Genomic DNA, 12,996 nt, shown 5'->3' with positions numbered 1-12,996 from the left:
TGCCTGGAAAGGAAAAATTATGTCTGAAAAGAATTTTTATATTACAACACCGATTTACTATCCATCTGGTAAACTTCATATCGGTTCTGCCTACACAACCATTGCTTGTGATGTCCTAGCTCGCTACAAACGCCTTATGGGCTACGATGTCTTTTATTTGACTGGTCTTGATGAACATGGTCAAAAAATCCAGCAAAAAGCAGAAGAAGCAGGCATCACACCTCAAGCTTATGTTGATGGTATGGCAGTTGGAGTTAAAGAACTCTGGGAATTACTCGATATCTCATACGATAAATTTATCCGTACAACTGATGACTACCATGAAAAAGTAGTAGCGCAAGTCTTTGAACGCTTGCTTGCTCAAGATGATATTTACTTGGGTGAATATTCAGGTTGGTATTCGGTCTCAGATGAGGAATTCTTTACAGAAAGCCAACTTGCGGAAGTTTTCCGTGACGAAGCTGGAAATGTGACTGGCGGTATCGCTCCATCAGGTCATGAGGTGGAGTGGGTTTCAGAAGAATCTTACTTCCTTCGCCTCAGCAAATACCAAGACCGTTTGGTCGAATTTTTCAAATCACATCCTGACTTCATCACTCCAGATGGTCGCCTTAATGAAATGTTGCGTAACTTCATTGAGCCAGGTTTGGAAGACTTGGCGGTTTCTCGTACAACCTTTACCTGGGGTGTACCAGTTCCATCAAATCCAAAACACGTAGTTTACGTTTGGATTGATGCCCTTCTTAACTATGCGACTGCTCTTGGTTATGGTCAAGACGATCATGCTAACTTTGACAAGTTCTGGAACGGAACGGTCTTCCACATGGTCGGAAAAGATATTCTCCGTTTCCACTCCATCTACTGGCCAATCTTGCTCATGATGCTCAATATCAAGTTGCCAGAACGTTTGATTGCTCATGGTTGGTTTGTCATGAAAGACGGCAAGATGTCCAAGTCTAAAGGGAATGTCGTTTACCCTGAAATGTTGGTAGAACGCTATGGTCTCGATCCGCTTCGCTACTACCTCATGCGTAGCCTTCCTGTTGGTTCAGACGGAACCTTTACTCCAGAAGACTATGTAGGCCGTATCAACTATGAATTGGCAAATGACCTCGGAAACCTCCTCAACCGTACGGTTTCAATGATTAACAAGTACTTTGATGGTCAAATCCCTGCCTATGTAGAAGGTGTGACAGAATTTGACAATGCTCTTGCTGACGTTGCAGAACAATCAATCGCTGACTACCATACACATATGGAAGCAGTTGACTACCCACGTGCGCTTGAAGCCGTCTGGACTCTTATCTCACGTACTAATAAATACATCGATGAGACAGCTCCATGGGTACTGGCTAAGGACGAAGCGCACCGTGACCAATTGGCAAGTGTGATGAGCCACTTGGCAGCTAGCCTTCGTGTCGTAGCTCACTTGATTGAGCCATTTATGATGGAAACCAGTCGTGCAGTCTTGACACAACTTGGTCTAGCAGAAGTTTCTAGCCTTGAAAACTTGAGCCTAGCTGATTTCCCTGCAGGTGTAACAGTAGTTGCTAAAGGAACACCAATCTTCCCACGTCTCGATATGGAAGAAGAAATCGCCTATATCAAGGAACAAATGGAAGGCAACAAGCCAGCAGTTGAAAAAGAGTGGAACCCAGATGAAGTCGAACTCAAACTCAACAAGGAAGAAATCAAGTTTGAAGACTTTGACAAGGTTGAAATTCGTGTTGCTGAAGTCAAAGAAGTTTCTAAAGTGGAAGGTTCTGATAAATTGCTTCAATTCCGCTTGGATGCTGGAGATGGTGAAGACCGTCAAATCCTTTCTGGTATTGCAAAATATTATCCAAACGAACAAGAATTGGTCGGCAAGAAAGTCCAAATCGTTGCCAACCTTAAACCTCGTAAGATGATGAAGAAATATGTCAGCCAAGGTATGATCCTCTCAGCTGAACATGATAGCAAATTAACCCTTCTCACAGTTGATCCAGCTGTACCAAACGGAAGTGTGATTGGATAAGATTAAAGAACCAGTTTGAGCTGGTTCTTTTTCGTTTGATAAAAGTTGATAAAAGTGTCATTCTACTTTATAATGAAGAAAAACGGAGGAAATTGCCATGAAATACATTCCATTTGGTCAAGAGAAAAGAGAATTGTCCGAAATCGTTCTAGGCATGATGCGAATCAGTGACAAGTCGGTCAAAGAAGTGGAGGAGTTGGTTGAAACAGCCCTATCTGTAGGAATCAATGCCTTTGACTTGGCAGATATCTACGGTGGTGGACGTTGCGAAGAATTACTGGGTCAAGTGTTAAAGCATCGTCCTGATCTGCGAGAAAAGATGTGGATCCAGTCCAAGTGTGGCATTCGTATAGAAGAATTTACCTATTTTGATTTTTCAAAAGATTATATTTTAGAATCAGTTGATGGGATTCTACAACGATTGCAGGTTGATTACCTAGATAGCTTGCTTCTCCATCGTCCAGATGCTTTGATGGAAGCTGATCAAGTGGCTCAAGCCTTTGAAATTCTACACAAATCAGGTAAAGTTCGAGACTTCGGTGTGTCCAATCAAAATCCTATGATGATGGAATTACTGAAGAAAGAGGTCAAACAGCCTTTATCTATCAATCAATTACAACTAAGCGCAGCTTTCACGCCAGGATTTGAATCAGGTTTCCATGTCAATATGGAAGGTGACAAGGCAGCTTTGCGTGATGGTAGCGTCTTTGAATACTGCAAATTAAATGACATAGTTATTCAAGCCTGGTCGGTCTTGCAGTTCGGATATTTCAAAGGGAATTTTGTCGGCAATGAGAAGTTTCAACAACTAAACCAAGTCCTAAATCGATTAGCCTTAAAATACGGTGTAAGCCCATCAGCTATTGCTATCGCTTGGGTATTACGCTATCCAGCTAAGATGCAGGCAGTAGTAGGAACAACTAACCCTAAACATTTGATAGAAGCAAGCCAATCATGTAATGTCAACCTGACTCGAAAAGAATGGTATGAGATTTACCTAGCAGCAGGGAATGATTTGCCGTAGAGGTGAATTACATTTAAGAACTCACAGTCAAAAAGCCGTTGAAAAACGGTTTTTTGTTATAATGAAATTAAGATTCATAGATAACAAAGGAGAAAAACATGACATTTGAAGAAATTTTGCCTGGACTAAAGGCTAAGAAAAAATATGTACGAACTGGCTGGGGTGGAGCTGAAAACTATGTCCAACTTTTTGATACTATCGAGCAAAATGGGGTCGCTCTTGAAGTGGCACCCTATTTCCTCATCAACGTATCTGGTGAAGGGGAAGGTTTTTCTATGTGGAGTCCAACTCCTTGTGATGTCTTAGCGACGGATTGGGTGGAAGTCCATGACTAAACATGTACTGATTACAGGTGTTAGCTCAGGGATTGGTCTGGCTCAAGCTCGACTCTTTTTAGAAAAAGGTTATCAGGTTTTTGGAGTGGATCAGGGTGAAAATCCTGATTTACAGGGTGACTTTCACTTTCTACAACGTGATTTAACACTTGACTTAGAACCAATTTTTGACTGGTGCCCTCAGGTGGATATCTTGTGCAATACTGCTGGGGTTTTGGATGACTACAAACCTTTACTAGAACAATCTGCTCAGGAAATCCAAGAGATTTTTGAAATCAACTATGTGACTCCAGTAGAGTTGACCCGCTATTATTTGACAAACATGCTGGAACATAAACATGGGATTATCATCAATATGTGCTCCATTGCTTCAAGTTTGGCAGGCGGAGGTGGACACGCCTATACCTCGTCCAAACATGCCTTAGCAGGATTTACCAAGCAGTTGGCTCTAGACTATGCAGAAGCAGGTATCCAGGTCTTTGGAATCGCACCAGGTGCAGTTAAGACGGGCATGACCGCAGCTGACTTTGAACCAGGCGGTCTAGCAGACTGGGTTGCTAGTGAAACACCCATCAAACGCTGGATTGAGCCAGAAGAAGTGGCTGAAGTTAGTCTCTTTTTGGCCAGTGGAAAGGCAAGCGCCATGCAAGGACAAATCCTGACGATTGATGGTGGTTGGAGCTTGAAGTAGCATAGTTGCTATTCTATAAATATGTGGAGGTGAGCCATGAAGAGAGATGAGTTTGGATTTGTCTTGCCCAATCTCTACTATCAGTTTTTAACAGAGTGGGAAGAGATTGACCCCTATGAAATTGGAGATACTGGTATCTGTTTGTATGCCAAGGAGGATCTAGAGGAGCGTAATGAGACTTATCAGATTGAGGAAGTAGAGCCAGATTATTTTTTGATTGGACAGGAAGGAGATTTGGCCTACTTTATCAAGAAAAATGCTGATGATTGCATTTATGAAAATGACTTGGGTGCTTTAGGCTCCTTAGAAATGCAAAAAATTGCTGCAAACGTCTATGACTTTATTGATAAGAGTTTAGAGGAAGAGTTGTAAAACTGGGAGGGAGAAATCATGTTTAGAGTGCTAGATGCAGATTCACCGATTTCAAAAGAAGATTTTTTACAATTTGAGGAGATTCTTGGGAAGAAATTGCCAAAAACTATGTTGGGCTTTTATCTCAAGCACAACGGTGGTCAGCCCCAAGTAAGGGGTGTTCACGATGACCGTCATCTCTTTCCTTTCAATTCCTTTAATTCACTTGATGAGATGAGGAAGTCTCTTACATGGTTTGACGATGAGGTGGTGCCTGCAGAATTTAAGGGCGCAGATCTTCTCCATTTTGCCTATGATCCTGGATCTGGCAATTATGCTCTTTCACTAAGGGAAGAGGACTTTGGCAAGGTGTATTTCTATGTTCTAGAAGAAACAGCTGAGGTGTATGGTCAATGGCCGTCTTTTGAAGAATTTTTGAATTCTTTTGTTGAAGAACAAGACTAAAAAGGAGAAGAGATGCGGAAATACCAAGAACTTTCACTAGAGCAGATGATCGAGCAGGTGCGCGCGGACGAGTCTTCTTCAGATGATTTTTGCCTCTATGGCAAGGAGGATGGAGAGCTAGCACTAGATAGGCTCTATTGGGTATCAGATTATCCGGATGTCATAGAAGACCGTGATATTTACCCTGCTGATGTAGTGGAGCAAAATCTCCAGCTAGTCTACTATGGAGAGCAGTTGCTTGATGTTCTCACGGTTGCACTTGAGGAAAAGCCAGATGCAAGTCCCCAAGACTTGGTCGAGGCTTTGAAATATTACCATCAGCATGATAGTTTCATGCCCTTTGAAAGCTAGTAAGCATACTAGAATGTTGCAATTCCATTAATAATAAATCAATCTCATAAGGAATTAAGAAATGATAGATTACGAAAATATAAATGAAAAAATTGCCCCTTTTAACTTGCTTGTTTATGATGAGGATCCTCAAAATGTTCGCGGGTCGTTTATTTATTACCCAGATGGAGAATACAGACAGGAAGTGTTTGACACTCGAGAAGAGGAGGGATTTGAAGGAAATGGCTATGATTGGGCATCGCTAGCTTTGGTATTTTTGGAGGAAAAAATGCCTGAATTAAGCGATGCAATAGACTTTGATCCTGAAGGAAGTATGTTTTGTGCCTATTCTTCCAAGGTAGACGCCTTGTCTAGATTTGCTCTTGGCTTTAAAGAGTTTTGCGATGATATCGAAGCCATGAAAGACTTGTTTAGTCGAGCAGAGTTGGATTAATTGACTAAAATCTCTTTAAATTATTTTAAAAAAGAATAGAAAGGATTTCAGATGAAGCTATCAGAAGTAGTTGAGCTAGTGGAAAATCATCCAGATCTACATCTCTATTTAGATAAAATTTTAAAAAAGAATAAGAAGACCCAAGTTAGTTATCTCGAATCACTGAATCATCTGGCCTATTTACTTTATCTGGATGGTCAAGAGGAAATGGCTAAGGAATTATTAGATCGTATCATACAAGTTCCATTTGAAGGGAATTATAACACTTGGACCTTTGTTGATAGCTCTCTGGGTTTATTGGCCTATATGGAAAGAGAAAAAGAAAATCAGGTATTCGTCTATAAAAAACTCCTTTTATCTCCATTAGAACAAGGGGAGGAATCCACTCAAAAAATTAGAAGGAGAGTTCATCAGAGATTTTTGAATGGTGATAGCTTGGAGCAAAAGTTTGCAAAAATCGAGCAAGCTTCAAGTCCTGAATCGAAAATGGAACGCCGTTTGCTATACTTGACAGATTTATTGAAGATTCACCTCTTTATTACTGAGTCAACTTGTGAAGAGACAGATATCCAAGCAAAAATCGAAGAGAATATGGAGATACTAAAGAAGTATATCAAGGAGCATGAAATCTTTAGCCTCTTTCCATTTAAGGGATGATGTAAGTTTTCAATCTTGGATTGTTAGAAAGAGTGGAAAATGAAAATCAAACATCACTTTGGTGTATACGGAGTCTGTTTTCAAGACGGTAAATTGCTTTGCATTGAGAAAACGAGAGGGCCTTATCAGCATCGTTTTGATTTACCTGGTGGTAGTCAGGAACTCGGTGAGGGGTTGACAGAAACCCTCAAGAGAGAACTTCTGGAAGAGACGGGGTATACGCTTATCCGTTATTGCAATCCTAGGATTTATGATGTGCTGGTTCGAGAAGAAGGGCAAGACTTCGCCGTACATCATATCATGGCTTTTTATGATATCGTACTTGATTTAGAACGTTCTCAAAAATCCCTTCCTCATGAAGTTCTTGATGGAAGTAACGATTCAGCAAAGGCAGTTTGGGTCCCTATTGAGCAGATGACCGAAGAAAATGCCTCACCCTTAGTATTGAAGGTGAAGGCAGAGTTACGTGGATTTCCTGAATTGGACAAGACCTCTTACATGAATTGGAAGGTAAAAAATGCAAAATCAACTAGCTCTTAGTGGCGAAAGAATTGTTGAAAAAGTTTATCCTCAACTATTTCACCATATCGGTATGATTCGTGGGGAATACTTGTTGAGAGAAATAAACCAAAACATACTATTACCAAATTGTCGGCAATTTGTAAAAGATTATCTAGACACTATTTGCCATTTATACTCAGATGAAGAAGTCTGGTATCGCTTTTCAGAGTTAACAAATGCAGAAGCAAATAGTCTAGACGGGACTAAAGAGTATTTTGACGAACGCCACCCATTATTTGGATATAGAGGAACTAGGCGTTTACTGGCGTGTCCAGATGAATTTCAGGCTGAGGCACATGTCGTTACAGAAGTTTATCAAACCAATCCTAATCTGTCTCTTATTTTTCCTTTTGTCAATAATGCTGAACAGTTAAGACAAGCGATTACAGTATTGCGCCAGCATGGTTTTACTGGAAAAGTTGGAACAATGATTGAATTACCGTCAGCTTATTTTGACTTGGACAGGGTACTGGAAACTGGTATTTCAAAGATTGTAGTTGGAATGAATGATTTGACTTCATTTATTTTTGCAACTGTGAGAAATAGTCAATGGCATGATATGGAAAGTCCCATTATGTTACAAATGCTGAGACAGATGCAGGATAAAGCAAGGATGAAAAAGATAGATTTCGCTGTAGCAGGTTATCTGAATCCTTCTTTCATACAAAAAATGAATCAAATGGATATCAAATGCATAATCCACTACAGTTCTATTCCAGAGATTTTTGATTTAAAAATTGACCATCCAGACCATCTCAAACGTGTAAAAGAAGAAAGTAAAAAAATACAAAGGAGCAACCTATGACACCTCAAGAAATGTGGAATGCCTATAAGAAAATCAACCCCTCTATCGGTGATGAGATAGATGCCTGGGCTTTTGGAGTAGAAGCCGATCTCTTGGCAGATTTGGTTTTAAAAGGTGAAAAGACTGCAACTACATCAGCCTATGATCTTTATGCAGTTGATAACGGTCCCCTGCCACAAGAAGGGACCTTTGACATCATTTTAGATAGCCAAGATCGGGCTGTCTGCATTATCGAAATTACAAAGGTTTCCGTTCAGCCTTTCCATCAGGTTTCAGCCGACCATGCCTACAAGGAAGGTGAAGGAGACAAATCTTTAGCCTATTGGCGTCAGGTTCATGAGGACTGTTTCGCTGAGTGGATGAGGGAGGCTGGACTGACTTTTACACCTGACAGCAAGGTTGTTTTGGAAGAATTTCGCAAGGTCTACCCTCTGTAGACTACTAGTAAGAAGAAAGTTATGGAAATCACTGTCCAAAGCTTTTTTCTGACTTAAAATATGATAAAATAGGTATGTTTGAACTAGAACAATTGCTCAGAAATATAGAATAGGAGAAAATGATGCAAGCAGTAGAACATTATATTGAAACATTTGTTCCTGAACATTATGATTTATTTTTAGACTTGAGTCGTGAGACTAAGACGTTTTCAGGAAAAGTAACTATTACTGGTCAAGCTAAAAGTGACCGTATTTCCCTCCACCAAAAAGACTTGGAAATTGCTTCTGTTGAAGTAGCAGGTCAAGATCGTCCATTTACAGTTGATAATGAAAACGAAGCTCTTCATATCGAATTGGCTGAGGCTGGTCAAGTTGAATTGGTTCTAGCATTTTCAGGTAAAATTACTGACAACATGACAGGAATCTACCCATCATACTATACAGTTGATGGTGTTAAGAAAGAAGTTTTGTCAACTCAGTTTGAAAGTCACTTTGCTCGTGAAGCCTTCCCATGTGTGGACGAACCAGAAGCCAAAGCAACCTTTGACCTAGCTCTTCGATTTGACCAAGCAGAAGGTGAGTTGGCCTTGTCTAACATGCCGGAAATCGATGTTGAAAACCGCAAAGAAACTGGCATCTGGAAATTTGAGACGACTCCTCGTATGTCTTCTTACTTGCTAGCTTTCGTAGCTGGTGATTTACAAGGGGTAACTGCTAAAACGAAAAATGGTACTTTGGTAGGTGTTTACTCAACCAAGGCACATCCACTTTCAAATCTTGATTTCTCACTAGATATTGCTGTTCGTTCTATCGAATTTTACGAAGACTACTACGGAGTCAAGTACCCAATCCCTCAATCTCTCCACATCGCCCTTCCTGACTTCTCAGCAGGTGCTATGGAAAACTGGGGTCTTGTAACTTATCGTGAAGTTTACTTGGTTGTGGACGAAAACTCTACCTTTGCCAGCCGTCAACAGGTAGCCCTCGTTATTGCCCATGAGCTTGCTCACCAATGGTTTGGTAACCTTGTAACTATGAAGTGGTGGGATGACCTCTGGCTCAACGAGAGCTTCGCGAACATGATGGAATACGTCTGTGTGGATGCCATCGAACCAAGCTGGAATATTTTTGAGGACTTCCAAACAGGTGGAGTACCAGCCGCACTTAAACGTGATGCAACTGATGGTGTTCAGTCTGTTCACGTCGAAGTCAAACACCCAGATGAAATCAATACGCTCTTTGATGGAGCTATCGTCTATGCCAAAGGAAGTCGCCTCATGCACATGCTTCGTCGTTGGTTAGGGGATGCTGATTTTGCTAAAGGCTTGCACGCTTACTTTGAAAAACACCAATACGGAAATACCATTGGTCGTGACCTTTGGAACGCCCTCGGACAAGCATCAGGTCGTGATGTAGCAGCCTTCATGGATTCTTGGTTGGAACAACCTGGTTATCCAGTCCTTACTGCCACTGTTGAAAATGATGTTTTGAAGATTTCGCAAAAACAATTCTTCATCGGTGAACACGAAGACAAGAACCGTCTCTGGGTAGTGCCACTTAACAGCAACTGGAAAGGCTTGCCAGATACTCTCGGAACTGAAAGTATCGAAATTCCTGGTTATGCTGCGCTTCTTGCTGAAAACAAAACAGCCCTTCGTCTTAACACTGAAAATACAGCCCACTATATTACTGACTATCAAGGTGAATTACTGGATGCTATTCTTTCAGAATTAGTAGAACTTGATAATACAAGCAAACTTCAAATCGTCCAAGAACGTCGTTTGCTTGCTGAAGCAGGACACATTGCATATGCAGACTTGCTTCCAGTAGTGGATCAATTGGCTAAAGAAGAATCTTATCTCGTTGTTTCAGCAGTTTCTCAAGTTATTACAGCCCTTGAACGCTTCATTGATGAAGGAACAGAGGCAGAAAAAGCCTTTAAAGCCCTTATTGCTAAACTGGCTCGTTACAACTATGATCGTCTTGGTTTTGAAGCTAAAGAAGGTGAATCTGATGAGGATGAATTGGTTCGTCAATTGACAATTTCCATGATGATTCGTTCAAATGACGAGGAAGCCAGTCAAGTTGCTAGCCAAATTTTCGAAGCCCACAAGGATAATCTTTCAGGACTTCCAGCAGCTATTCGTTCACAAGTTCTTATCAATGAAATGAAACACCATGAGACTAAGGAATTGGTCGCAACTTATCTCGATCTTTATACTCATGCCACAGATGCCGCCTTTAAACGCCAATTGGCAGCTGCTCTTGCCTACAGTACAGATGCGGATAATATCCAAACCTTGATTGCTTCTTGGAAGGACAAATTTGTCGTGAAACCACAAGATTTGTCTGCATGGTATTATCAGTTCTTAGGTCATCAAGCAACCCAGGAAACAGCGTGGTCTTGGGCGCGTGAAAACTGGGATTGGATTAAGGCAGCTCTTGGTGGAGATATGAGCTTTGATAGCTTTGTTATTCTGCCTGCCCATGTATTTAAGACAGAGCAACGCTTGACAGAATACAAGGCCTTCTTTGAGCCACAACTTTCTGACCTTGCCCTTAGCCGTAACATCGGTATGGGAATCAAGGAAATCGCAGCACGCGTTGAATTGATTAAGCGTGAAAAAGCAGCAGTTGAAGCGGTTGTTGCTCAATATGGAAATGCTTAAAATTCAAAGGTTATAAAAACTATAAAAACTCAACTTTCTCTTGGAAAAACAAGGGAAGTTGAGTTTTTTTTAAGATAATTTTGCTATAATAGGTATAATGAGGAGGAATTTTTGATGATCAAGATTCTATTAGTGGAAGATGACCTAGGCCTGTCAAATTCAGTCTTTGATTTTTTGGATGATTTTGCGGATGTCATGCAGGTTTTTGATGGAGAAGAAGGTCTTTATGAGGCCGAAAGTGGTGTTTATGACTTGATTTTATTGGACTTGATGTTACCTGAGAAAAATGGGTTCCAAGTTTTAAAAGAATTGCGTGAAAAAGGGATTTCGACTCCTGTTCTGATCATGACAGCCAAGGAAAGTCTTGATGATAAGGGACATGGATTTGAGCTTGGGGCAGATGATTATCTAACAAAACCATTTTATCTAGAAGAGCTCAAGATGCGTATCCAAGCACTGCTCAAACGTTCTGGTAAGTTCAATGAAAATACCCTCTCTTATGGTGATTTGACAGTTAATCTATCTACAAATGAAGTTAAAGTCAATGATACTGTTGTGGAACTATTAGGTAAAGAATTTGATCTCTTGGTTTATTTCCTCCAAAATCAAAATGTTATCTTACCCAAAACCCAGATTTTTGACCGTTTATGGGGATTCGATAGTGATACCACTATCTCTGTCGTAGAGGTTTACGTATCAAAAGTTCGTAAGAAATTAAAGGGATCAGTATTTGCTGAAAACCTCCAGACCTTGCGTAGTGTTGGGTATATTTTAAAACATGTTTAATAAATTTAAAAAAAATTGGTATGCGGAGGATTTCAGTTATTTTATCCGTAACTTTGGAGTATTTACTCTGATTTTCTCTGCTATGACCTTGATTATCTTGCAGGTTATGCACTCCAGTCTCTACACATCGGTTGATGAGAAGCTTCTGTCTCTCAGTGGCAATCCTCAAGATGTCATCCAGTTGGCTGTCAATCGAGCAACAGATGAAGTCAAAGATCTCAATAGTCAATCCGTGACTCCATCAACGGATAAAAAACCAACGGTCAGTTCCAATACAGAAGTGATTTTATTGGACTCTAATTTAAATCAACTAGTAGCTGGGAATCGCTTTTTAGGTCTTGATAGGGTTACATTTAATAAAAAGGATTTGAATCACATTAGACAGCTTCATGTTCAGAATAGCTATGGGCAGGATGAGATTTATCGAGTGATTCTGACTGAGATGAATATTGAATCTGTCTCGACCAATATTAAGTATGCAGCTGTTTTAATTAATACCAGTCAGCTAGAGCAAATCAGTCAAAATCATGAGCAGTTAATCGTAGTAGTCATGGCCAGCTTCTGGATTTTATCCATTATTGCCAGCCTTTATCTTGCGCGTGTCAGTGTTAAACCCTTACTTGAAAGTATGCAAAAGCAGAAAAGCTTTGTGGAAAATGCCAGTCATGAGCTACGAACTCCATTAGCTGTTCTGCAAAATCGCCTAGAAACTCTTTTCAGAAAACCTGAGGCAACTATTATGGAGTCAAGTGAGAGTATTGCTTCCAGTTTAGAAGAAGTTCGTAATATGCGCTTTTTAACGACTAATCTCCTAAATTTAGCCCGTCGTGATGATGGTATCAATCCTGAACTAGGAGAGGTACAGCCAGACTTCTTTAACACAACCTTTACCAACTATGAGATGATCGCATCTGAAAATAACCGCGTTTTTCATTTTGAAAATCGTATTCATCGGACCATCATAACAGACAAGCTTCTTCTTAAGCAACTGATGACTATCTTGTTTGACAATGCTGTCAAGTATACTGAAGAAGAAGGAGTTATTCATTTTGTAATCGCTGCTACAGAGCGTAATCTCTATTTGTCAGTGGCTGATGATGGAATTGGTATTTCTGCAGCAGATAAAAAGAAAATTTTTGATCGCTTTTATCGAGTTGACAAAGCTCGTACTCGCCAAAAAGGTGGCTTTGGGCTAGGTTTATCCTTAGCAAAGCAGATTGTCGATGCCTTAAAAGGAACCATTAGTGTTAAGGATAACAAACCACATGGTACGATTTTTGAAGTAAAAATCGCCATCCAAACACCATCCAAGCGTAAAAATAAATAAAAAAAGCTGTGACTTAGAAAGCGGTAGAGCAAGTATCGCTTTTCTAGTCGCAGCTCTTTAGCTATCGTATAAAAAATAGGTCGGGAC

15 protein-coding genes are annotated in these 12,996 nt (G+C 40.4%); all 15 read left to right on the top strand.

The features are described 5' to 3' along the window. Window positions 1-19: 19 nt before the first annotated feature. Complete coding sequence (metG, locus tag ACESOD_RS02220) at window positions 20-2,017, top strand: methionine--tRNA ligase (protein ID WP_373093738.1); 1,998 nt, start codon at window positions 20-22, stop codon at window positions 2,015-2,017. Between the two features lie 97 nt (window positions 2,018-2,114). Next, window positions 2,115-3,041: an aldo/keto reductase gene (locus ACESOD_RS02215; protein WP_373093736.1), complete on the top strand. Its 927-nt coding sequence runs from the start codon at window positions 2,115-2,117 to the stop codon at window positions 3,039-3,041. 98 nt (window positions 3,042-3,139) lie between these two features. Continuing rightward, entirely contained in the window at window positions 3,140-3,376 is a 237-nt protein-coding gene (locus ACESOD_RS02210; RefSeq protein ID WP_373093735.1) for a DUF2829 domain-containing protein, read from the top strand. Further along, window positions 3,369-4,067, top strand: a complete 699-nt coding sequence (locus ACESOD_RS02205; RefSeq protein WP_373093733.1) for a 3-oxoacyl-ACP reductase — start codon at window positions 3,369-3,371, stop codon at window positions 4,065-4,067. The genes ACESOD_RS02210 and ACESOD_RS02205 overlap by 8 nt, the downstream gene beginning before the upstream one ends. A gap of 36 nt (window positions 4,068-4,103) precedes the next feature. Then, window positions 4,104-4,439 carry a hypothetical protein gene (locus tag ACESOD_RS02200; RefSeq protein ID WP_373093731.1) on the top strand — a complete coding sequence of 112 codons (336 nt, stop codon included), beginning with the start codon at window positions 4,104-4,106 and terminating at the stop codon, window positions 4,437-4,439. 18 nt (window positions 4,440-4,457) lie between these two features. Next, window positions 4,458-4,883, top strand: a complete 426-nt coding sequence (locus tag ACESOD_RS02195; RefSeq protein ID WP_373093729.1) for an SMI1/KNR4 family protein — start codon at window positions 4,458-4,460, stop codon at window positions 4,881-4,883. A 12-nt stretch (window positions 4,884-4,895) separates the two neighbouring features. Further along, window positions 4,896-5,234 (top strand): DUF7716 domain-containing protein, encoded by a 339-nt coding sequence (locus tag ACESOD_RS02190; RefSeq protein WP_373093728.1) that lies wholly within the window; start codon window positions 4,896-4,898, stop codon window positions 5,232-5,234. Window positions 5,235-5,295: 61 nt separating this feature from the next. Continuing rightward, on the top strand, window positions 5,296-5,667 hold the full coding sequence (locus tag ACESOD_RS02185) for an Imm51 family immunity protein (RefSeq protein ID WP_373093727.1): 372 nt from the start codon (window positions 5,296-5,298) through the stop codon (window positions 5,665-5,667). Between the two features lie 51 nt (window positions 5,668-5,718). Continuing rightward, a complete protein-coding gene (locus ACESOD_RS02180) occupies window positions 5,719-6,324 on the top strand; it encodes a DUF6707 family protein (protein ID WP_373093726.1) in 606 nt (201 codons plus the stop codon). A 39-nt stretch (window positions 6,325-6,363) separates the two neighbouring features. Next, window positions 6,364-6,864 carry an NUDIX hydrolase gene (locus ACESOD_RS02175; RefSeq protein WP_373093724.1) on the top strand — a complete coding sequence of 167 codons (501 nt, stop codon included), beginning with the start codon at window positions 6,364-6,366 and terminating at the stop codon, window positions 6,862-6,864. Further along, window positions 6,842-7,690: a putative PEP-binding protein gene (locus ACESOD_RS02170; protein ID WP_373093722.1), complete on the top strand. Its 849-nt coding sequence runs from the start codon at window positions 6,842-6,844 to the stop codon at window positions 7,688-7,690. The genes ACESOD_RS02175 and ACESOD_RS02170 overlap by 23 nt, the downstream gene beginning before the upstream one ends. Next, a complete protein-coding gene (locus ACESOD_RS02165; protein ID WP_373093720.1) occupies window positions 7,687-8,127 on the top strand; it encodes an ASCH domain-containing protein in 441 nt (146 codons plus the stop codon). Before ACESOD_RS02170 ends, ACESOD_RS02165 begins: the two co-directional genes overlap by 4 nt. Window positions 8,128-8,249: 122 nt before the next feature. After that, complete coding sequence (locus tag ACESOD_RS02160; protein ID WP_373093719.1) at window positions 8,250-10,796, top strand: M1 family metallopeptidase; 2,547 nt, start codon at window positions 8,250-8,252, stop codon at window positions 10,794-10,796. Window positions 10,797-10,910: 114 nt separating this feature from the next. After that, window positions 10,911-11,582 carry a two-component system response regulator CiaR gene (gene ciaR / locus ACESOD_RS02155; RefSeq protein ID WP_075231911.1) on the top strand — a complete coding sequence of 224 codons (672 nt, stop codon included), beginning with the start codon at window positions 10,911-10,913 and terminating at the stop codon, window positions 11,580-11,582. Beyond that, entirely contained in the window at window positions 11,575-12,909 is a 1,335-nt protein-coding gene (locus tag ACESOD_RS02150) for a sensor histidine kinase (protein ID WP_373093717.1), read from the top strand. Before ciaR ends, ACESOD_RS02150 begins: the two co-directional genes overlap by 8 nt. Window positions 12,910-12,996: the final 87 nt, after the last annotated feature.

Origin of the sequence: Streptococcus oralis (assembly GCF_964238205.1) — a bacterium.
In the GTDB taxonomy this organism is placed as follows: domain Bacteria; phylum Bacillota; class Bacilli; order Lactobacillales; family Streptococcaceae; genus Streptococcus; species Streptococcus oralis_CZ.
Note: the sequence above shows the minus strand (reverse complement) of the source record. Positions and strands in the feature narration are given on the sequence as shown.

Coding starts and splice junctions, on each gene's coding strand:
- ACESOD_RS02175 (WP_373093724.1), top strand. CDS start 6,364: ATGAAAATCAAACATCACTTTGGTGTATACGGAGTCTGTTTTCAAGAC.
- ACESOD_RS02190 (WP_373093728.1), top strand. CDS start 4,896: ATGCGGAAATACCAAGAACTTTCACTAGAGCAGATGATCGAGCAGGTG.
- ACESOD_RS02185 (WP_373093727.1), top strand. CDS start 5,296: ATGATAGATTACGAAAATATAAATGAAAAAATTGCCCCTTTTAACTTG.
- ACESOD_RS02210 (WP_373093735.1), top strand. CDS start 3,140: ATGACATTTGAAGAAATTTTGCCTGGACTAAAGGCTAAGAAAAAATAT.
- ACESOD_RS02200 (WP_373093731.1), top strand. CDS start 4,104: ATGAAGAGAGATGAGTTTGGATTTGTCTTGCCCAATCTCTACTATCAG.
- ACESOD_RS02215 (WP_373093736.1), top strand. CDS start 2,115: ATGAAATACATTCCATTTGGTCAAGAGAAAAGAGAATTGTCCGAAATC.
- ACESOD_RS02180 (WP_373093726.1), top strand. CDS start 5,719: ATGAAGCTATCAGAAGTAGTTGAGCTAGTGGAAAATCATCCAGATCTA.
- ACESOD_RS02195 (WP_373093729.1), top strand. CDS start 4,458: ATGTTTAGAGTGCTAGATGCAGATTCACCGATTTCAAAAGAAGATTTT.
- metG (WP_373093738.1), top strand. CDS start 20: ATGTCTGAAAAGAATTTTTATATTACAACACCGATTTACTATCCATCT.
- ACESOD_RS02205 (WP_373093733.1), top strand. CDS start 3,369: ATGACTAAACATGTACTGATTACAGGTGTTAGCTCAGGGATTGGTCTG.
- ACESOD_RS02165 (WP_373093720.1), top strand. CDS start 7,687: ATGACACCTCAAGAAATGTGGAATGCCTATAAGAAAATCAACCCCTCT.
- ACESOD_RS02150 (WP_373093717.1), top strand. CDS start 11,575: ATGTTTAATAAATTTAAAAAAAATTGGTATGCGGAGGATTTCAGTTAT.
- ACESOD_RS02160 (WP_373093719.1), top strand. CDS start 8,250: ATGCAAGCAGTAGAACATTATATTGAAACATTTGTTCCTGAACATTAT.
- ACESOD_RS02170 (WP_373093722.1), top strand. CDS start 6,842: ATGCAAAATCAACTAGCTCTTAGTGGCGAAAGAATTGTTGAAAAAGTT.
- ciaR (WP_075231911.1), top strand. CDS start 10,911: ATGATCAAGATTCTATTAGTGGAAGATGACCTAGGCCTGTCAAATTCA.